The 19,355-nt window shown below is 33.0% G+C and carries 17 protein-coding genes; 5 read left to right on the top strand and 12 right to left on the bottom strand.

Annotation, left to right across the window (positions count from 1 at the left end):
* Positions 1-2: 2 nt before the first annotated feature.
* Together CWS01_RS03085 and CWS01_RS03090 are read right to left on the bottom strand one after the other, a co-directional pair.
* Positions 3-1,370 (bottom strand): aspartate kinase, encoded by a 1,368-nt coding sequence (locus CWS01_RS03085; RefSeq protein WP_101175584.1) that lies wholly within the window; start codon positions 1,368-1,370, stop codon positions 3-5.
* Positions 1,371-1,801: 431 nt separating this feature from the next.
* Positions 1,802-2,350 (bottom strand): helix-turn-helix domain-containing protein, encoded by a 549-nt coding sequence (locus CWS01_RS03090; RefSeq protein WP_101175585.1) that lies wholly within the window; start codon positions 2,348-2,350, stop codon positions 1,802-1,804.
* A 105-nt stretch (positions 2,351-2,455) separates the two neighbouring features.
* Here CWS01_RS03090 and CWS01_RS03095 point away from each other — a divergent pair, with 105 nt between their 5' ends.
* Together CWS01_RS03095 and CWS01_RS03100 are read left to right on the top strand one after the other, a co-directional pair.
* Positions 2,456-3,181, top strand: coding sequence for an AzlC family ABC transporter permease (locus tag CWS01_RS03095; RefSeq protein WP_235851961.1), 726 nt, complete (start codon positions 2,456-2,458; stop codon positions 3,179-3,181).
* Positions 3,178-3,501: an AzlD domain-containing protein gene (locus CWS01_RS03100; RefSeq protein ID WP_101175586.1), complete on the top strand. Its 324-nt coding sequence runs from the start codon at positions 3,178-3,180 to the stop codon at positions 3,499-3,501. The genes CWS01_RS03095 and CWS01_RS03100 overlap by 4 nt, the downstream gene beginning before the upstream one ends.
* A 49-nt stretch (positions 3,502-3,550) precedes the next feature.
* Here the strand turns inward: CWS01_RS03100 and CWS01_RS03105 are convergent, their stop codons facing one another.
* From CWS01_RS03105 to CWS01_RS03115, 3 genes are read right to left on the bottom strand one after another with little or no spacing between them, the layout of a single operon-like run.
* The gene (locus tag CWS01_RS03105; RefSeq protein WP_101175587.1) at positions 3,551-4,417 is read right to left on the bottom strand and encodes a transglutaminase family protein; all 867 of its coding nucleotides are present in this window, start codon (positions 4,415-4,417) and stop codon (positions 3,551-3,553) included.
* Entirely contained in the window at positions 4,414-5,376 is a 963-nt protein-coding gene (locus CWS01_RS03110; protein ID WP_101175588.1) for an alpha-E domain-containing protein, read from the bottom strand. Before CWS01_RS03110 ends, CWS01_RS03105 begins: the two co-directional genes overlap by 4 nt.
* Positions 5,370-6,833: a circularly permuted type 2 ATP-grasp protein gene (locus tag CWS01_RS03115; protein WP_101175589.1), complete on the bottom strand. Its 1,464-nt coding sequence runs from the start codon at positions 6,831-6,833 to the stop codon at positions 5,370-5,372. Before CWS01_RS03115 ends, CWS01_RS03110 begins: the two co-directional genes overlap by 7 nt.
* Before the next feature lie 771 nt (positions 6,834-7,604).
* Between CWS01_RS03115 and CWS01_RS03120 the strand changes: the two genes are divergently transcribed.
* On the top strand, positions 7,605-9,254 hold the full coding sequence (locus CWS01_RS03120; protein WP_101175590.1) for a glutamine--tRNA ligase/YqeY domain fusion protein: 1,650 nt from the start codon (positions 7,605-7,607) through the stop codon (positions 9,252-9,254).
* A 256-nt stretch (positions 9,255-9,510) separates the two neighbouring features.
* On the opposite strand, the gene CWS01_RS03125 is transcribed toward CWS01_RS03120, so the two are convergent.
* The 4 genes from CWS01_RS03125 to pdxR form a co-directional block, all read right to left on the bottom strand.
* The gene (locus CWS01_RS03125) at positions 9,511-12,264 is read right to left on the bottom strand and encodes a tetratricopeptide repeat protein (RefSeq protein WP_101175591.1); all 2,754 of its coding nucleotides are present in this window, start codon (positions 12,262-12,264) and stop codon (positions 9,511-9,513) included.
* Between the two features lie 410 nt (positions 12,265-12,674).
* A complete protein-coding gene (locus CWS01_RS03130) occupies positions 12,675-12,863 on the bottom strand; it encodes a hypothetical protein (RefSeq protein WP_101175592.1) in 189 nt (62 codons plus the stop codon).
* 132 nt (positions 12,864-12,995) lie between these two features.
* Positions 12,996-14,036 (bottom strand): SepM family pheromone-processing serine protease, encoded by a 1,041-nt coding sequence (locus tag CWS01_RS03135; RefSeq protein ID WP_101175593.1) that lies wholly within the window; start codon positions 14,034-14,036, stop codon positions 12,996-12,998.
* A 149-nt stretch (positions 14,037-14,185) separates the two neighbouring features.
* Entirely contained in the window at positions 14,186-15,589 is a 1,404-nt protein-coding gene (pdxR, locus tag CWS01_RS03140; RefSeq protein WP_101175594.1) for a MocR-like pyridoxine biosynthesis transcription factor PdxR, read from the bottom strand.
* Between the two features lie 117 nt (positions 15,590-15,706).
* Between pdxR and CWS01_RS03145 the strand changes: the two genes are divergently transcribed.
* On the top strand, positions 15,707-16,411 hold the full coding sequence (locus CWS01_RS03145) for an aspartate/glutamate racemase family protein (RefSeq protein WP_101175595.1): 705 nt from the start codon (positions 15,707-15,709) through the stop codon (positions 16,409-16,411).
* 94 nt (positions 16,412-16,505) lie between these two features.
* Here the strand turns inward: CWS01_RS03145 and CWS01_RS03150 are convergent, their stop codons facing one another.
* Both CWS01_RS03150 and CWS01_RS03155 read right to left on the bottom strand, forming a co-directional pair.
* Positions 16,506-17,345 carry an STAS domain-containing protein gene (locus tag CWS01_RS03150; RefSeq protein WP_101175596.1) on the bottom strand — a complete coding sequence of 280 codons (840 nt, stop codon included), beginning with the start codon at positions 17,343-17,345 and terminating at the stop codon, positions 16,506-16,508.
* Positions 17,346-17,524: 179 nt separating this feature from the next.
* A complete protein-coding gene (locus CWS01_RS03155; protein ID WP_101175597.1) occupies positions 17,525-18,379 on the bottom strand; it encodes a VOC family protein in 855 nt (284 codons plus the stop codon).
* Positions 18,380-18,553: 174 nt separating this feature from the next.
* On the opposite strand from CWS01_RS03155, the gene CWS01_RS03160 reads away from it, so the two are divergent.
* Positions 18,554-18,874 carry a winged helix-turn-helix transcriptional regulator gene (locus CWS01_RS03160; protein ID WP_101175598.1) on the top strand — a complete coding sequence of 107 codons (321 nt, stop codon included), beginning with the start codon at positions 18,554-18,556 and terminating at the stop codon, positions 18,872-18,874.
* A gap of 213 nt (positions 18,875-19,087) precedes the next feature.
* Here CWS01_RS03160 and CWS01_RS03165 read toward each other — a convergent pair whose 3' ends face one another.
* Complete coding sequence (locus CWS01_RS03165; protein WP_101175599.1) at positions 19,088-19,318, bottom strand: excisionase family DNA-binding protein; 231 nt, start codon at positions 19,316-19,318, stop codon at positions 19,088-19,090.
* Positions 19,319-19,355: the final 37 nt, after the last annotated feature.

The raw sequence follows: 19,355 nt of genomic DNA on the forward strand, positions 1-19,355 counted from the left end.
CCTTAATTTTGCAGAGATTTTTGACTAAAAAACTCTTCATACAACGCTTTTACGGCTTTTTTTGCCATCGGTTCTTTTACACCAAACATCATGCTTACTTCTGAAGAACCTTGATTGATCATTTCAATATTAACCCCTGCATCAGCCAAAGTCTTTGTTGCTCTTGCCGTTGTACCAACATTATGGCGCATTCCCTCACCAACTACCATTATGAGTGCCAAGTTATGTTCCACCACTATTTCCTCTGCTTGTAGCTCCTCTTTAATTCTCCCTATAATTTCTTGTTCATTTTTTCCAGCCAATTGTTCTTCTCGCAAAATAATCGTTAAGTCATCTATTCCTGAAGGCATGTGTTCATAAGAAATTTGAAATTCCTCTAAAATAGATAAGATTCTTCTTGCAAAACCTACTTCTCTATTCATCAAATATTTGCTTATGTAAATAGAACAAAATCCTTTATCATTTGCTATGCCAATTACTGGTCCATTTGTATTATTTCTAGAAGCAACAATTCTTGTTCCCGGCACTCCTGGGTTATTCGTATTTTTTACATTAACAGGTATTCCCGCACGATACGCCGGTATTAAAGCCTCTGCATGAAATACAGAAAAGCCAGCATAAGATAATTCTCGCATCTCTCTATATGTCAATTCTTTTATTTCTTTTGGTGAAGAAACGATTGATGGGTTCACAGAATAAACGGCATCAACATCTGTAAAGTTCTCATAAAGTTCTGCTTTTACACCATTGGCTAAGATAGCTCCAGTAATATCGGACCCACTTCTTGAAAAAGTGATAACATCGCCTTTTTCGCTATATCCAAAAAAACCTGGGAATACGACAATAGGTTTATACTCTCTTAAAGAATATAGGCGATCATATGACGCTGGAAGCACTTGCGCATTCCCCGGATCATCACTCACAATTAAACCAGCATCTTTAGGATTAACATATACAGCTTCCACACCTTTTGCATTAAAAAAATGAGCAACTAATTTTGCATTATTATCTTCTCCGCATGCTTTTACTGCTTCTAGATAAGCATTTTTATTTGTGTTATCTGCATTAAGCACATCTAATAAATCTTCTTCAATTTTTGCAATTATCTCATTGGAAAGATCTAATTCTTTTGCAATATTTACATATCTTTCTAAAATGGTATCAATAAGATTTCCTATTTCTTCTCCTGCTAGTTTTTTTTCTCCACAAGCAATTAAAAGATCTGTTACTTTCATATCCTCTTCATAACGTTTGCCTGGAGCTGAAACTACAACAATTCTTCGCGTTGCATCTTCTTTGACAATTTCCAATACTTTTTCCAATTGGCTTCCCGTTGCTAATGAACTTCCGCCAAACTTAACAACCTTCATTTCTACATCTCCCATTATTAAATTAGTATTGTATTCTTTTCCATTGCTAATATTAATCTATTTTCTTTATTATTACGTTTTCTTTTTGAAGAAGCAAGAACACTTCCACTCCAAATAAACATTTGTTTATCCTTAAAAAACATTCCGAATAAAAAATATCTATTTTCAAAATATAATGTATTTTTAATCATTTTTCATTATTATTTTAAAAAAGTAATATCTTTTTATTTTGTTTTTCATATATTTAATAGGCCATTTTCACATCGATTTTTATTTTTTGTATAGAGTTTCATTTAGCTGCCTCGACTATTTCCGCTATAAAACAACAAAGTTTACGAAAAAAAACAAAAACAGAAGTTATTGATAAAAAGTTTAAAAAATGCAAAAACCATTCTCATTGTGTAAACGAGGATGGTTTTTATCTTCATTCCTTATTCTGGATAATAAATAACATTAAAAATAGTCACAGTTTTATTTAATGGATTGGTATAAATATGTTGTTGATTCGGGGAAAATTGCAGTCCATCTCCTGTTTCCAGTTTATAGTGATTCTCTCCAATTTCTATTAATAGCTCTCCATCACCTACTAAAATATATTCTTCTCCCGCATGCTGTTCAGAAACATGGCTTGCATATGCATCTAATCGTATCGTATAGATTTCAAATTTTTTTCCTGGATGGAAAGGAAACAGGGAAAACAGATGATAGTGATCACTGTCATCTGTAAATGCCTTTAGCTCTTTTAATTTAACTTTTTTTATCTCTGTTTTAGATTCTGCCATAAAATAAGAAAATGATACTTGCAGCCCCATCGCGATTTTCCAAAGTGTTGATACGGTTGGATTTGTTTTCCCCTTTTCAATGGATGCAAGCATACCTTTACTTACTCCTGTCAACTCAGCAGTTTTATCCAGGCTAAGGCCTCTTTTTTTTCTTAATTTCTCTAGATTTTGTCCAATTATATTTGCTAAAGGCTGCATGTCGTTTCTCCTTCTAAATGAATAGTTGCATTAATGATTAATTCCTTATATACTGTTCATTATATCATACATACAGACAATATATAATACAAAAGGAGAAACCTTGTGGAAACGTTAAATTCTATTACTAAAGCAGCTTCGCCCTCTCCTACCTTTCTCGACGGAGCGAAAGATTGTGTTCCAACATTATTAGGCTATGTTAGCATTGGTATTGCAATGGGCATAGTTGGTATTTCATCTGGTTTATCTATCTTCGAAATACTGCTTTTGTCTATCTTTGTTTATGCAGGTGCTGCACAATTTATTATCTGTGCTATGATTGCTGCTTCTAGCCCTATAAGTGCCATTATTTTAACAACATTTATTGTGAATTTGCGCCATTTACTGCTTAGTTCAGCAATTGCACCATTGTTTACTGCCTACTCCATACGAAAAAATATCGCTTTTGGCAGTTTGCTTACAGATGAATCATTTGGTGTTGCTATTGTAAAAGCAGCTAAAAAACAACCAATTAATGACAAATGGATGAATGGTTTAAATATAACAGCCTATATTGTATGGATTTTTTCTTGTACATTAGGGGCTTATTTAGGAGGATGGTTTCCAAATCCAGAAATTCTAGGATTTGATTATGCTTTAACAGCTATGTTTATTGCACTGCTTATTCTTCAATTACAGTCCATTGAACACACTAAATTAAAGCATTATCTATTACTCATGTTACTAATGATTATTTGTATGCTTATCTTTTCTTCTTTCATCAACAGCAGCCTTGCAGTTATTATTTCTACTATCATTGTAGCAACGGTTGGGGTGGTGACAGATAAATGAATACCTCCCTTGCATTTGTTTTGCTTTTAGTTGGATGCACCATTGTTACACTGCTGCCAAGGATACTTCCTTTTATTCTTGTTCGAAACTTTACTATTTCTAAACCAATTAAAAAATGGCTCTCCTATATTCCCATTTGCATTTTCACAGGATTAATTGTGGAAAGTCTGCTTGCCAAAACAAATAGTGGCCTTGCAATAAACTGGACAGTATTAGCTGCGGCCATCCCTACATGTCTTATTGCCATTTTTACAAAGAGCTTGCTGACAACCGTTTTAGTTGGAGTATTTTCCATGGCAATTATTCGTTTCTTTTTTTAAAAAAGGGTTTCCTATACATCGGTATAACCGTCTGATAGGAAGCCCTTATTTAACAGCAGATTTTATCATTATCCTTTAATCTGCTTACACTAATTGAAACCGATAATTCCTGTGTTCCATTGCCCATATACACACCTTTTAATGGTGTAATGTCCCCATAATCTCGTCCTGTAGCAACACGAATATGCTGATTCATTGCCACCATATTATTGGTTGGATCAAATCCAACCCATCCATACTCAGGAATATATCCTTCTACCCATGCATGTGTTTGAGAATCCCCTCTCATTGCTGCGTCCTCACCTCCATAAATATAGCCGCTGACGTAGCGAGCAGGAATGCCTGCATGCCTGCATATTGCCAACATTACATGGGAAAAATCTTGGCAAACTCCTGATTTTTTCTCAAACACTTCACTTGCAATCGTTTTAACATGAGTTGCTCCAGGTACATAGGAAAAATGATTAAATATATATTCATTTAACTTTTGCAAAAAGATATATGGATTAACTTCTTCCCCAAGTGCACTTGTGACAGACTTCAGCATTTCTTCACTTAAAGTCGTATAATCGGTTGGTTTTAAAAACTCTGCGAACTGTTGTCGAAAGGATTCCAGCTTCATTTTATGCAGCATCTGTTCATCTAAAAGGATGTTTCGCTTTTCATATTGAACATGTAAAACCGACTTTGTTTCTACAAGCAATTCATTATGAGGCTCCCAAATATAAAAGGTTGTCACTTCATTTCCCCAGTAGTCAATATGACTATAAGAATTTGCTTTTGGAGATATCATTAAATCATATTCTAATAGCATTTGATTATTGTTCGATAATGGTTTAAAAAGACAATGATTAATACTTTTGCTTACTGGCAAACTATACTTATAATGGGAGCGTTGGAACACTTCATATTTCATCTTGGACTTATCTCTCCTAAATAATAGGTCTCCATGATAGCGAGGCCAATCGAATCACATAGAGACTGTAATCTTTGACAATACTTATGCAGAGAATCTGGAAGTTGATCTACTGATTTACAGCGAACTTCTTTATTTAATTCTTCTAGTACTGCATATAACTTTTCAGAATATCCATTTACTTGCCTGTGCTCTAATGTTTGAAAAGCGTTTACTAGCTGCTGTACACTATAACTTACCGAACGAGGCAATGAATCATCAAACAATAAATAGTTTACAATTTTCACGGGATCCATCGAAGCCTGATATTTCTGAATATAAGAATCATACCCGCTTAAACTGCTCAACACTGAACTCCAATAATGATAATGGATTCCCTCTTTATCAAATCTTTCTGTCCGCTTTTGATTGTAATATACATCAAGAGTACATGCCAGTTTTCTTATGACCTCTAAGTATTTGCCGAATATTATAAATAAATAACCTTCTTCTCGAGACATTAAACCTGATATGATTCCCTGAAATAGAAAATATTTTTCATTGATACTCTTAAAATAGTTATTCAATTCTTCTGTTCTTACTACAGAAAAAGAGAACTTTTGTATTTGTAAGTATAATTCGTTTATCACTTCCCATAATTCAATCGGTATCATCTCACGGATCATTTTTGCATTTTCTCTAGCTATTTTAATGCATGAATAAATAGAATTGCTATTTTCTTTTGCAAATCCGACATAGTGTATAACAGACTCACGATCGTATTGCGTATAAAGAGCTTGATAATCTTCTTTATTGCTTGTGATTTCGATAACTTCTTTCCAATCATTTTCTGTACCTAATAGGGGATCCTGATTTTCTAAAATACTAACTAATCTTACAGATAACAGTTTTGCCATACTATCTGCTCTTTCCATATTCTGCGCAATCCAATAAAGCGAGTCAGCAACACGGCTTAACATCCTTTTTGCCTCCTATCATTGATGTTGTTTCCCAATACCCAAGTATCTTTGCTGCCCCCACCTTGTGAAGAATTGACAACAAGAGAACCCTTTTTTAATGCAACTCTTGTTAGACCACCAGGAACAATATGAGGCACTTCATTGAGAAGTACAAATGCACGAAGGTCAATATGCCTGCTTTGAATACCTTCTTTTGTATAGGTTGGCAGTGTAGACAATGATATAGTAGGCTGAGCAATAAAGTTTTCAGGATTTTTGATAATTTTCGCTCGAAATAGCTCTTTTTCTTCCATAGTTGCATGGGGACCAATTAACATATTATATCCTCCAGAAGAATTTCTTTCTTTGAAAACAAGTTCATCTAAATGGTTTAAAGCATAATGATAATCTTCTTTTTTGGATAAAATATAGGTTTTTACATTGGATAGAATCGGCTCTTCCTGCAAATAATAACGAATCATATCAGGTACATATGCATATGTTGCTTTATCATCAGCAACTCCATTTCCAATTGCATTTGCAATTGAAACATTCCCTGCCCGATATGCGTCTAATAAACCTGGTACTCCTATTAAAGAATCTTCTTTAAATTCAATCGGATCTAAATAGTCATCATCTATTCTTCGATAAATGACATCCACTTGCTGCAATCCCCTTGTTGTTTTCATATAAACAATTCTGTCTTTCACAAGAAGATCTCTGCTTTCGACCAGCTCAATCCCCATTTGTTTTGCTAAAAAGCTATGATCATAATAAGCGGAATTGTACATTCCTGGAGTTAACAAGACGATTACTGGCTTCTCCTTTTCTTTTGGAGCAATATATTTTAACGCTTCATGCATCTCGTATAAATAATTATCTAATGATTGCAATGTATATTCTTTAAATAGTTCAGGAAAAAGTTTCCGCATAATATAACGATTCTGAAAAACATAAGAAAGTCCAGATGGATTGCGAATATTATCCTCAAGAACTAAATAATTTCCGTTCTCATCTCTAATTAAATCGATGCCAGCTATAAAAATATGATTCTTTTTTGGCACCTCCACTCCATATACTTGATGATAAAAATGAGGAGAATTCACAATCAAATCTCTTGGCACTACTTGATCTTTTAAAATGTTTTGATCTGTATAAATATCATCAAGAAAACAATTTAATGCCCTAACTCTTTGGTAAAGCCCTTTTTCAACGATCTCCCATTCATCGGCTGGAATAATTCGAGGCAACGGATCAAAAGGCATCGTTCTTTCTGTTCCTTCATCATTATGATAAACAGTAAACGTAATGCCTTGACGCATAAAATCCTGTTCTGCCAACAAATGTCTATTTTTTATCGTATCTTCATCTAATGCAGACATATTATTCACTAACGATTGGTAATGCTTATGTGGCTTGTCATCATTTATAAACATTTCATCAAAAAAGTGGTCTGCTGTCTCATATTTTTTTATCATTCGCTTAAACACCTACCTTAATTTAAGAATTATTCGACAATTAATAATATAAACCTTTTCATTTTCTGAATTTTTAAAAAATTAAATTTGTAGTTTACTAAAAAATTTAGTACGCAACTGCAAATCCCTATACAACTAATCCAAAATTATTAACAAAAAACCCTAATACTTCTCTCCCATTTGCCATTTATTATGTAACTTTTTCTTACAATTGTTAGATTAACAGCGAAAATTGTCAAATGCTACTATATTGTCAGAAAATCTAACAGTATTTATCGGAAGTTTTTTCCACATGTTTTCTTGAAAAACCTTCTATTCTTTCTGAATCTAAAAAAGAAGTAAATTGCTTTAATTAAATAAACCTTCTCCATACAGCCATTAAACGTTTACTCATTTTTCTATTAATACGCAAAATACTTAATCAATCAAGAAATAATAATCTAAAGAATAGCTATAGCAAAAGAATATTCTTTTCTGTTCATTGAAATGAATCACTACTGCTTCTATAGGCAAATAAATAGAAGATATGTGAATATCTCTTTTTTCTATTGGCCTTATAGAACTCTAATAATTGAAAAACTGCATATTATTGTACTTTCGTTTCTTTTCTATGAAGTTTATAATAAAATTTTGGTTATATTATTGATATAATCATATTAAGAACTAATTTTTTATTTATATAATCAAGAACTCTCCCAATAAAAGCTTAATTATAATGGATTTTGTTTTTGATTACTTTCTAAAAATGAAAAAAAGAAAGGTGGATATATTTTGGATAACAATTCTAATTTTATTAAGAATATTATTAAAGAAGATTTGGAAACAGGGAAGCATAATTCTGTCATCACTAGATTCCCGCCAGAACCAAATGGATATTTACATATTGGACATGCAAAATCAATTTTTATTAATTTTGGTTTAGCAGACGAATTTAACGGAAAAACAAATCTGCGTTTTGATGACACCAATCCTTTAAAGGAGGATGTCGAGTATGTTAATGCAATAAAAAAAGATGTCGAATGGCTTGGATACAAATGGGAAAACTTATTGTTCGCTTCCGACTATTTTGAGGAAATGTATAATCGTGCTATCCTATTAATCGAAAAAGGCCTTGCATATGTAGATGATCTATCAGCCGATGAGATTCGTGAATATCGAGGCACCCTTACAGAACCGGGCAAAGAAAGTCCTTTTCGAACTAGATCCGTTGATGAAAGTCTGCAGTTTTTTAAAGCAATGCGCAATGGAGATTTTGGAAATGGCGAAAAGGTTCTTCGTGCAAAAATAGATATGGCTTCACCTAATATCAATCTGCGCGATCCTGTTATTTACCGCATTTCCCATGCATCACATCATAATACAGGAGATAAGTGGTGCATTTATCCGATGTACGCTTTTGCACATCCTTTAGAAGATGCAATCGAAGGAGTAACACATTCTCTTTGCACAACAGAATTTGAGGACCAACGTCCATTATATGATTGGGTTATTAGAGAATGTGAAATGGAAAGCACTCCACAACAAATTGAATTTGGACGTTTAAATATTACGAATACTGTTATGAGTAAACGTAAGCTAAAACAGTTAGTGGATGAAAAGTATGTGGATGGTTGGGATGATCCACGCATGCCTACCATCTCTGGATTAAGAAGAAAAGGGGTAACGCCTGAAGCTATTCAAGCTTTCTGTAAAGAATTAGGCATCTCTAAAGGATCTGGAGCAGTTGATTCCGCTATGTTAGATCATTTTGTGAGGGAAGACCTAAAATTAAAAGCACCAAGAACCATGGGTGTCCTTAATCCTTTAAAAGTTGTTATTACCAATTATCCTGAAGGACAAGTAGAAATGCTTGATGCTGAAATTAATCCAGAAAATCCGGAAATGGGTACAAGACAAATTCCTTTTTCTCGTGAAATTTATATTGAGCAAGAAGACTTTATGGAAAACCCGCCGAAAAAATATTTCCGTTTGTTCCCTGGAAATGAAGTTCGTTTAAAACATGCTTATTTCATTAAATGTGAAGAGGTTATTAAAGATGAAAACGGAAATGTAGTAGAACTGCATTGTACATACGATGTAGAGACAAAAAGTGGATCTGGTTTTACTGGCAGAAAAGTAAAAGGAACATTACACTGGGTCGATGCAACACATGCTATTCCTGCAGAATTCCGTCTGTACGAACCTCTTATTTTAGACGAGGATGCTGAAATGGAAGAGGGAAAAACATTTTTAGATTATGTAAACAATAATTCCCTTGAAATTGTGCAAGGATTTATTGAGCCAAATATGAAGGATGTTCAACCATATGATAAGTTTCAATTTTTCAGACATGGATACTTTAGTGTAGATCCAAAGTATACAACAAAAGAAAAATCTGTATTTAACCGTATTGTTTCATTAAAAAGCTCCTTTAAACTTTAAATGATTTGCATGTTTTTAAATTAAAAGGGCGGTTCTTTACGAATCTCCCCCTTTTACAGAGTGTCGAAAAAGTTGTAAAGTAAAAATTCAGGCTGAATGAAAACGCTCGACTATCGAGGAATCCCCCTTTTCGAGGAGCGGAGTTACCTTTTTGGGGGTAATGAGCACCGCAAAAAAGAGGAGTGACGAAGAGAGCGAGCGTTTTTCAACTGCCTGAAAAGGGGGAGGTTCTTTACGAACCTCCCCTTTTACTTATTTAGTGTTTTTCTTGGAAACTTCCAGCTATAGCAGGTTTTGACGTATTTGCAAGCCAATCATATTGAAGCAAACGCAATTCAAATAATCTTAAAGGATCGTGGAACATCTCCGGATTATTCTTCAGTTTCTCTAATACCTCTTTATATTCTTGTATTTCCTTTGAATTTTCTTCTATTGTTTTTTCCAGAACATTTTGCGGCGGATAAAAGAACATTCTAACATCCCTGTCAATTCCTTTTTCAAAGAAATCAAATGGTGCAATTAATGTTTCTACAATATTTGCAACTGCTTCTGAAAAATCTTCCGTTTCCAAATATTTATGGTATTTTGAGTGCAGTAATTTTTTATTTTGCGGAATATTTCCAAATATCTTCCCTGCACTTTTTAATAAAACTTGGGAAGCCTTAAATCTCAGCAATATATTCATTTTATCCATTCTAACTCCACTAGTCATACGATGTGCATCCCTTTTCCAATCCTCCAAAAGAGAATACTCGCCCGTTAATTGCATATGATTCTTTTCGTAAAGGCTATTAAATCCATCACATAATTCATCAAGATCCTGCTGACTTTTCATGAACTCTTCTTTAGAACGTTCAATCCACTCAGAGATTTTATTATATAAATTAGGGAGTAATGTTTGATTCACATAAGAATTAATTCTGCTATTCATCTCGTCATTAAGAAGAAGATGAATTTTTCCAAAGTCGCTTTCTTCCTTAATGATATCTTTGCATGACCTTAAAAGTTTTGGAATTTCTTCTTTGATTTCATGTACTGCATTTTCCTTAAGGGATTCAAAACCTTCCGTAATTGTTTGCGACTTTTCTGCCACTACATCATTTAGTTGATTTTTCGCTCCCTTTAGCTTGCTGACCATTTCTTCATACATACCAAGTGTTATTTTTAAACTTTCTTCCATATCTATTCGCTTATCTAATAAGTTGGTTATAATATCTTGTGTCACCATAATGCTTTTTGCCATGCGCTCTTCTTGTATATTTCTCGCAGCAAAATGCTCTTGATAGAATCTGCTTATCTTATTTAATTGCACACTTTTCTCCCCATGTTTTGCATACATGGTAATTTCACTTGCAGGGAAATAATGCTGGATGGTAGTCGTGACTTTTTGCAGCCTTTTGGCAGCTACTTTTTCATTATCAACTTCATCTATATACACTAAAAACTGAATAGTGAGCTGTGGCACTTTTTCCTGGATTTCTATTAGTTTTTCATATTCATTATTGGAGAATAATGACTTTTCATTTATTACATAGATTAAACTATCTGCTAGCAATCCATATTCTAAATACTGGTGACTATTATTAAATGGCGCTGTTGTAACAATCCAATTATTTTCATGCAAATATTTAGATGGCACACTTAGCTCATATGCTCGTACTTGATCATCTGTTCTATTGTTGCTTAACTGTTCGTCATAAAAATTAGATAAATTTTCAATTATGTCATCATCTTCAGCCGTTATTTCCTTAATTTCAAGATAATCATCATCTTTGATTGACAGGAGACTAGTTATCTCTTCAGCTAAAATGGTTTGTCCTACTAACTCGTTAATATATTCATTTACTCCGCTGCCTGGTGCTCCGACTATAAACAGATGATATGCTGTTGAAGGAATACATGCCAATACTTTTTTGGCAAACATTTTATCGATTGTAATATCATGCTGATCAGCCCATTCTAACACTCTTTCAAATAATCGCAGAATATCTTCTAAATCAACTTCTGATTCAGAAATTTTATTCACTAAACTTTCTGCCGTATCTATGTAATAAGATTCTATGGTAGATGGAAACATATCATTCCATGCCAATATACTTGCTGCTGCAACAATAGATAACTGATCATCAGAAGAAGATAAGAAATTGCTTAATATACTTGGAATAATGCCTTCAATTTCTTTGAGTGAGTATCCTCCTGCAATTAAATGCATATAAGTTTCTCCCAATATAGATGGCATATCTGTCCAGGATACTGTTTCTTCTTTTATTACTTCATGCAATAAAAGATTAAATTCTTTTAGCCAGTCTAAATAATAGGCTGTTTTCCGGTAACTTTTCCATAATGCTAAAGCAAATTGTTCAAATAATAAATGATCAAGCTGTTGAACATTTTTTAAACTAGTTAAAAAATATAATGGTTCATATTTGCAAGTTAATCCTAGATCAGCATATTCTACAAGTGCTTTATACCATATTAGTGATTCCGTTCGCATCCCTTCGTTCACTGCTAGTTCAATAGCATCATCCCAATTTTTTTGCTCCTCAAAATAAGAACGTGCAAGTGTTGTCATATTATTATAATCAGGATGGCTGACAATTAAATTTTTTATTGTAGCGTGTGCCATTTCAAAGTTTTCTTTTTCGATATAAAGAGCAAATAATTGCAGAGAGATTTCCACATTCAATAGTTCTGATTCTGATAAGACCGATTTATATATGCTTTCTGCAGTAGATAATTCTCCTAATTGCATGTATGCGTCAGCCAAATTTTTCTTTGCCCATGGTTCTAGCTCATTGCTGATATTTTCCCATTTAAAAATAGCCGTTTCATAATCCTGATAGTAAAAATACAATTCTCCTTGCGCAAACCGAATAGACGTTAGGTCTGGTACATTTTTACTTTGTTCCCCTACATATAATTTTCCTAACACTTCAATAGGAAACTCATTTCTATCTTGTATATAGCCTTCATAGTATTTTTTTTCTATTAATTTTCTTTCTAAAGTCATAACTTCCCCCTGCCTTATTTGGTAAATTGACCGTTAAATCTTATGAATAAAATATTGTATGCACATTTTATAAGGAAAATAACCTTTTCACATCACTTTGAAATTAAGCTGTATTCATTGTAGCAAAACTCAATTCTTTCTTTATTGCGATTATAGTTCAATTCTATTACAATTGTTTTACTGTTAAAATATAATTACAGAATTCTCTGTATATAACTCTAAAAAAATAGCTGGCATATTTTCTTCTTAATCATTAGATTACTGAAAAAACAAGGCTTCCTCTAGTGCCTTTTTACCTTTTTGCTACCCTAGTTTCTATTTTTATCTTTCATTTTAACATATTGTATCAAGACGCAAAAAAAAAAGAACTAATGAATGTACATTAATTCTTTTTAAAATTCTTTTATCTTTTATTTATCTTTTTTGCTTTTTTCTATTTTTTCTACTGGTGAATGCCCATGCCAATCTTCGCTTTTCATTTTTCGTTTTTTTCTACTTCTCATGACAGAAAAAATGACAATAATAACAAATATTAAAAAAATAGGAATACCAATTAAACCATAAAGCAAACCGAAAATACTATTTAAAAAGTCTACCATTATGAACCTCCTTCGCAAAACCAACAAATTAAAACGCTTCGCACTTTTTAACTGATAGTTATACCATTCCCTATTTGCTTAAAAATAAAACGGGTTTAAATGGAAGTATTAAATAAAAAAAAACGTAATTTCTTACGATTTTTTTTCAGGAAGTTTCTCTAAATACTCAATTGCTTCATGCAAAGTTCGAACAGGCACTATCTTGATTGCATATCCTTCTTTTTTCACTTGATCTTTAATTTCTTTTTCATTTGTATCTTGACTAGTTACATCTTCCGGATAGAAAAAAATGTCTACTCCTGCTTTATGTGCAGCAACAATTTTATGACGAATACCGCCAATCTGCCCTACATTTCCTTCAGCATCCATCGTACCTGTGCCTGCTACTTTATAACCCTTTGTTAGATCTCCTTTTGCAATTTGATTATAAATCTCTAAGGAAAACATTAATCCAGCCGATGGCCCTCCAATATTCTCACTATTGATATCTACATCTAAAGAAGGATTGATGCTTATATTATCTTCTGGATTGATGCCAATACCAACTTGGCCTGTTTTTTTATCAAGATTGATGACTTCCACCGTTGCCGTTTCTGTTTTTTTATTATGCGTATATTGTATTTCTATATTATCTCCGGCTTTTTTTCCTTTTAAATATGCAATCATCTGCTTTGCCTGATTAAATGTTTTTCCATCTACTTTATGAATTATATCTCCCACTTTAATAATGGATTTTGCTTTTGAAATAGGAAGTACATTTGCTACAAACACCCCATTATATTGATATTCAACCTCTTTATTTGCTTCATGAAAACTTGCAATAATCGCATTTTGTTTAGAGGAATCCATCATATGAAGAAGCAAATTATTGTATTCTTCGTCTGAGAGATCTCCCTTTACTTCTTCTTCCTTTTTCATTTCTGTATGTGGAGCTACTAAACCGTATAACCATATGTATGGATTGCTTGCCTTAATAGAATATACTGTCGTCAAATTTAAGCTGCCTTTTTCTGTTTTCTGTCCATCTTCTACCGTTACTTTAGAAGCAAGTGGTTCAATGGACCCCGGTTGGTTTAGATAATAAGGCGTTGGTATAAATAGTAATATTAACAATATCCCAATGATGCTTATATATACTTTTTTAAAATTTCTACTATTTCTTTTGTTTTTCATATTATTTCCTGCTCCTTGATTAATTTCTGCTACCTACATTTATATCATAACTTTCTTTTATAAGCTTAAAAAACATGTTTTTATATGAAATTTTTACCTTCCCCTTTCCTCTCCTCTTTAATCAAGTAATTAAAACATTCGAGTAAAGCCTATCCTTTATATTCGTTTAAAGCATCCCGTAATAAAAGAATTCCTTTTTTAATTTGTTCGGGTGTTAATCCTCCATACCCCATAATAATTTTTTGTGTATGTTCTCCTTTTTTTATACTATATTCTTCAACAGGGTATATACATACCCCCTTTTCTTTTATTTTTTGTACTAGTTCTTTTTTAAAATCAATGCCTGCCATTTCGACAACTAGGTGCATTCCTGCAGCTTTGCCAATAATCTTTGCCTGATGGAAATACTTTTGAATACTATTTACCAACACTAGTCTTCTTTCCTGATATATTTTTCTCATTTTACGTATATGTTTGTCCAGATAACCGCCTTCTATAAATCTTGCTAAGGTATGCTGCTCAAGAGTAGAGGTATGGCGGTCTGTAAACCATTTCAATTTTTGAAATTCCCCCACTAAATGTGCCGGCAACACTACATATCCTATTCTTAAAGCAGGGGATAATATTTTACTAAACGTGCCGACATACAGTACTCTCTCTTGATCAATACCTTGCATGGCAGGTACTGGAGCTCCTTCATATGTAAATTCACTATCATAGTCATCCTCTACAATATAACAATTCATCCTTCTTGCATACTCAATCAGTTTTAAACGTCTTTGAATGGATAAGATGCCGCCAAGTGGATATTGATGGGATGGAATAACAAATACAAAGTTCGGTTTTTCTTTTGGCAATAATTCTGGAATAATGCCATTTTCATCAACAGAAACTGGATAGATTTCTGCTTTTGCATATGTAAAAATATTACGCATTTCATCTGTAACCGGATCTTCTACTGCGATATAGTCTCTTTTTTTATCTGTGATAAGCAACTCGGTTATAAGCTTTAGTCCCTGAGTTGCTCCTGAAGTAATAATAATTTGCTCTGGCTGACAATGGACACCTCTTGCTCGCCGCAAGTAGCTGACTAAAACATCACGCAGTTCTTGTATGCCGCAAGCGCTGCTATAGCCAAATATGGATTGTGGGGACTCATTGCAAATCTTCTTTGTTAGATCTCCCCATTTTTTTCTTGGGAAATGATCAATAGCTGGATTGCCTCCTCGAAAATCAATAATAGAATCTTCTAATTCCTCTTTTTGCTTTTTTTCTATATCCAACTTTTTGGCACCAATATGTTCTAGAGAAGTACCTTTTGCAATAAATGTCCCCGATCTTGGTTTAACTTCAATATATCCTTCAGCTAAAAGACGATGATATGCTTCTAAAACTACATTTCGTGACACATTAATAATTTTAGCTAACTCTCTCGAAGATAATAGCTTTTGGCCTTCTTTAAGCTTCCCATCTAAAATTCCATTTCGAATTTGTTCATAAACCTGCTGTGTAAGAGACTTGGAGCTTTTCCGATCAACCGTTGTAAAAATCATCTTATTTTTAGCATCACCTTTCATCTGGCACTATAATTCTAATTATTTTCTGGCACTATTATATACCAGAATAACATGTTACTATTTGAAAAAGAAATTAGGAAGGAAATGATTTATATGAAAACAATCGGTCTAATTGGGGGACTAAGCTGGGAGTCTACTGCTGACTACTATCGTCTTATTAATACATTTATCAAAGAAGAATTAGGTGGTTTGCATTCAGCAAAATGCCAAATATATTCCTTCAATTTTGAAGAAATTGTTTCCTTGCAAAAGTCAGGAAATTGGGAAAAAGCAACAGAACTGATGATAAATGCAGGAAAAACACTAGAAAATGCTGGAGCGGAATTAATAGTAATCTGCACTAATACTATGCACAAAATGGCCTCAGAAGTTCAAGCATCCTTATCTGTTCCATTAATTCATATAGCAGATGCTACTGCAAAAGACATTACTCACCATGCTTTAAAAAAAGTAGGACTATTAGGAACAAAATTTACAATGGAGCAAGATTTTTATAAAGAAAAATTAGCCCAATGGGGAATTTCCACTATTATTCCCAATGAAACGGATAGACAAATCATTCATGACATTATTTTTAACGAGTTGTGCCAAGGAAAATTCCTCTTCGAATCAAAAGAAAAATACAAAAAAATTATGAACAAATTAAGAGAAGAGGGAGCAGAAGGAATCATCTTAGGATGCACTGAAATTCCCCTGCTAATTACAGAAGAAGATACCGATATTCCCTTATTTAATACTACTTATTTGCATGCTAAAGAGGCTTCTATAAGTGCTCTTTATTCATCAATTTCCAAATAATCGTAAAGTTTGGGTAAGTTTTTAGGAAGGGGTAAGACCAGCTTAGGCAGGTAGATTTTATTAGGGGGCTTGCTTAAGCCCCTTGTATTTTTCATCAGTTAAAAAACTCTTTATCTTGAACAATTGCCTTAGAAAGAGTAGAAGCAATTGCGATTTTATCAAAAGACAGGCCAAGCTGAATAGCAGTTGTAGCTATTTCTGGCCTAATTCCAGATAGTGTTGCATGTACCCCAATTAAACTTAATCCATGGATTAATTGAAAAATTTGATGTGCAACCATTGTATCAATGATGACCACACCAGATAAGTCAATAAATAATTGTGATACTTTTTTTTCCGCACATTGCTTTATTGTATTTTCTAAAATGGAAGCAGCCCGTGCTGTATCGATATCACCAACCAATGGTAAAAGAGCACGGTTTTTGCTTAATAAAATAACAGGAGAACTTAATTCATTGATCATTTCTTGTTGTGCAATCAATTGCCTTCTTGAATAAGAATGATATTCCTCTGTATATTTCAAAATAATAATATCGAATATTTCTACAATTAACCGGTTCCATTTATTTATTCGCTCTTCAGCGCTCGAATCCTCTGCTGCAAATTCTTGTATTAATTCAAAATATTGCTCTCTTGTTCGAATAAATTCTCGAATAATATAATGAATGGGTGTACTTAGGTGTTCTTCATCTGAGGCAATTTCTAAAATCCACTTTTGAAATTTTTCAAAAAAACTAGATTTTTCCTCAATAAAAACTTTGGACAAATAATAATGAAATTCATTATTTTGTTGCTTTAATGTGTTTATAATCTCTGGGTCTTTAGAAGAATAAACGCCTTGTGCATCACTTTTATCCAAGTTTTTATACCATTCATCCGTTAATCGTGATGCATTATTAATAAAAAACTGATATAACTGTTCATTCCTTTGCAAATAATTCCACCCTCTTTTAGACAAACTCGCCTTCTCTATTTATACTTTTACAAAGTTATATATCTTAAACTTAAGTCTTCTATGAAAAAAATACAAGTATTTTATCTACTTAGAGGATTTATAATAAAAATAAGTCTTGTTTGATTATTAGCAGTAGAATAAACGTTATCAGCAGCCTTTTACTTACTGATTAATCGAATTTTATTCCCTGAAGGATCTGATACATAAAAAACGTTCTCTTTTTTCTCAATAACTTCTCCTAATTTCTCCAATCTCTCTGCTATCTCATTTCTTTTTTCCTCAGTTGGTATCTTCAGATCAAAATACTTCAAGCCTATATTTTCTGCTTTCGGAGCAGGTATACCTCTTCCATTCCAAATATTTAAACCGATATGATGATGATATCTTCCTGTCGAGATGAAATATGCTTGTGTTCCATATTTTTGTACAATATCAAATCCTAATCCTTCTACATAAAAGGCTACCGTTTTTTCTAAGTCAGCTACATGCAGATGGATATGTCCAATGATACTTCCTTTAGGCAGACCATTCCATTCTTCATTGTTTCCTGCTTCTAAGACTCCCTCTGCATCCATTGCCAATGTAGCCATACTAACGAAATCATTTTGCCATTCCCAATTTTCTGCTGGAAGATCACGATAAATTTCAATGCCATTACCATCGGGATCTGCCAAATAAATCGCTTCACTTACAGTGTGATCAGAAGCTCCTTGCAACGGATATCCACTTTTCAGCAAATGCTGCAATATAATTCCTAAATCTTCTCTAGATGGAACTAAAATGGCGAAGTGATACAATCCTGTAGTTCGGGTATTTTTCGGCTCTGCCTTTTCTAATTGTTCTAAATATACTAAAGGTGTTATTCCGTCTACTGTCAATACTGCGTTTTTATCGGTTTTATCCAATAATTTAAATCCAATTATATTTTCATAAAACTTTATAGATGTTTCTAAGTCCTGAATTTTTAAAGTTAAACTAGCCGGATATATATTAGGATATGAATGAAATTTCATAATGGATTCCCCCTATGTTCTTTATAATTTGTTTAATTAAATTCTCAACCAACTTACTTTATGTAAGTAATTATATTTTAATAAGTATTTATTGTAAAGTAATTTAATTATATTTAATAATATTTTTACTTAAAATAATAGATGTTGTATACTAATAGGAAGGAGTGATGCAAAATGAACACATCCGCTATTTGTCCAAAATTTGAAAAAGCTATGGGAATTTTAAGCCAGCGTTGGACTGGTCTCATTATTTATCAACTACTCAATGGTTCCCAGCGTTTTTGTTCTCTTGAATCATCTATAGGAATAAGTGGAAGATTACTTTCTGAACGTCTAAAAGATTTAGAGCAACAAGGAATTATACGTAGAGAGGTTTTTCCGGAAACCCCCGTAAGAATAGAATATTCTCTGACGGAAAAAGGTAAAACCCTTGAGCCTCTTATGAAGGAAATAGAAAAATGGTCGCAAGCATGGATAAAAGAGCAGGATCTTTAATACCAGCAGCTCAACTAAACAAACTAACTTTGATTATATAAAGGAAGTACTGTTCGCTATAACAATAAAAATGAATGAAAAAAAGAGGGGATTCTTCATGATTCTCCTCTTTTTTTCATATAAATATAATAAAGGATATGCTATAGTGTACGGTTAATGGCCTATAGAGGAAATACTGATTCAAAAAATAATCCGCCGCCTATTCCTAGACTACTAATCCTCATCTTTAATATCTTTATCTTCTGGAATCGGCTCATTTAGAATCTCTTCTACATATCTTTTATATTTTTCCACTTGTTCTAAATGAGTGTTAAACTGTTCTTTATTTACTAAATATTGTTGTCCGTCAAACAACGCTCGAATCTTTTTTTCTAAAATTAATTTCTTCACCGTTGATTCGGCAACAGATAATAGTTCCGCTGCTTCTTTTGTTGTTAAATACATATTTTCACTCCTTTCCTATGCTTTTATCAATTATTGA

The sequence above is a fragment of the Niallia nealsonii genome (assembly GCF_002835805.1).
In the GTDB taxonomy this organism is placed as follows: domain Bacteria; phylum Bacillota; class Bacilli; order Bacillales; family Cytobacillaceae; genus Niallia; species Niallia nealsonii.

Excerpts from the sequence above, each read along its gene's own strand:
- CWS01_RS03085 (WP_101175584.1), bottom strand. The coding sequence starts at position 1,370 with ATGAAGGTTGTTAAGTTTGGCGGAAGTTCATTAGCAACGGGAAGCCAA.
- CWS01_RS03090 (WP_101175585.1), bottom strand. The coding sequence starts at position 2,350 with ATGCAGCCTTTAGCAAATATAATTGGACAAAATCTAGAGAAATTAAGA.
- CWS01_RS03100 (WP_101175586.1), top strand. The coding sequence starts at position 3,178 with ATGAATACCTCCCTTGCATTTGTTTTGCTTTTAGTTGGATGCACCATT.
- CWS01_RS03105 (WP_101175587.1), bottom strand. The coding sequence starts at position 4,417 with ATGAAATATGAAGTGTTCCAACGCTCCCATTATAAGTATAGTTTGCCA.
- CWS01_RS03110 (WP_101175588.1), bottom strand. The coding sequence starts at position 5,376 with ATGTTAAGCCGTGTTGCTGACTCGCTTTATTGGATTGCGCAGAATATG.
- CWS01_RS03115 (WP_101175589.1), bottom strand. The coding sequence starts at position 6,833 with ATGATAAAAAAATATGAGACAGCAGACCACTTTTTTGATGAAATGTTT.
- CWS01_RS03125 (WP_101175591.1), bottom strand. The coding sequence starts at position 12,264 with ATGACTTTAGAAAGAAAATTAATAGAAAAAAAATACTATGAAGGCTAT.
- CWS01_RS03130 (WP_101175592.1), bottom strand. The coding sequence starts at position 12,863 with ATGGTAGACTTTTTAAATAGTATTTTCGGTTTGCTTTATGGTTTAATT.
- CWS01_RS03135 (WP_101175593.1), bottom strand. The coding sequence starts at position 14,036 with ATGAAAAACAAAAGAAATAGTAGAAATTTTAAAAAAGTATATATAAGC.
- pdxR (WP_101175594.1), bottom strand. The coding sequence starts at position 15,589 with ATGATTTTTACAACGGTTGATCGGAAAAGCTCCAAGTCTCTTACACAG.
- CWS01_RS03145 (WP_101175595.1), top strand. The coding sequence starts at position 15,707 with ATGAAAACAATCGGTCTAATTGGGGGACTAAGCTGGGAGTCTACTGCT.
- CWS01_RS03155 (WP_101175597.1), bottom strand. The coding sequence starts at position 18,379 with ATGAAATTTCATTCATATCCTAATATATATCCGGCTAGTTTAACTTTA.
- CWS01_RS03160 (WP_101175598.1), top strand. The coding sequence starts at position 18,554 with ATGAACACATCCGCTATTTGTCCAAAATTTGAAAAAGCTATGGGAATT.
- CWS01_RS03165 (WP_101175599.1), bottom strand. The coding sequence starts at position 19,318 with ATGTATTTAACAACAAAAGAAGCAGCGGAACTATTATCTGTTGCCGAA.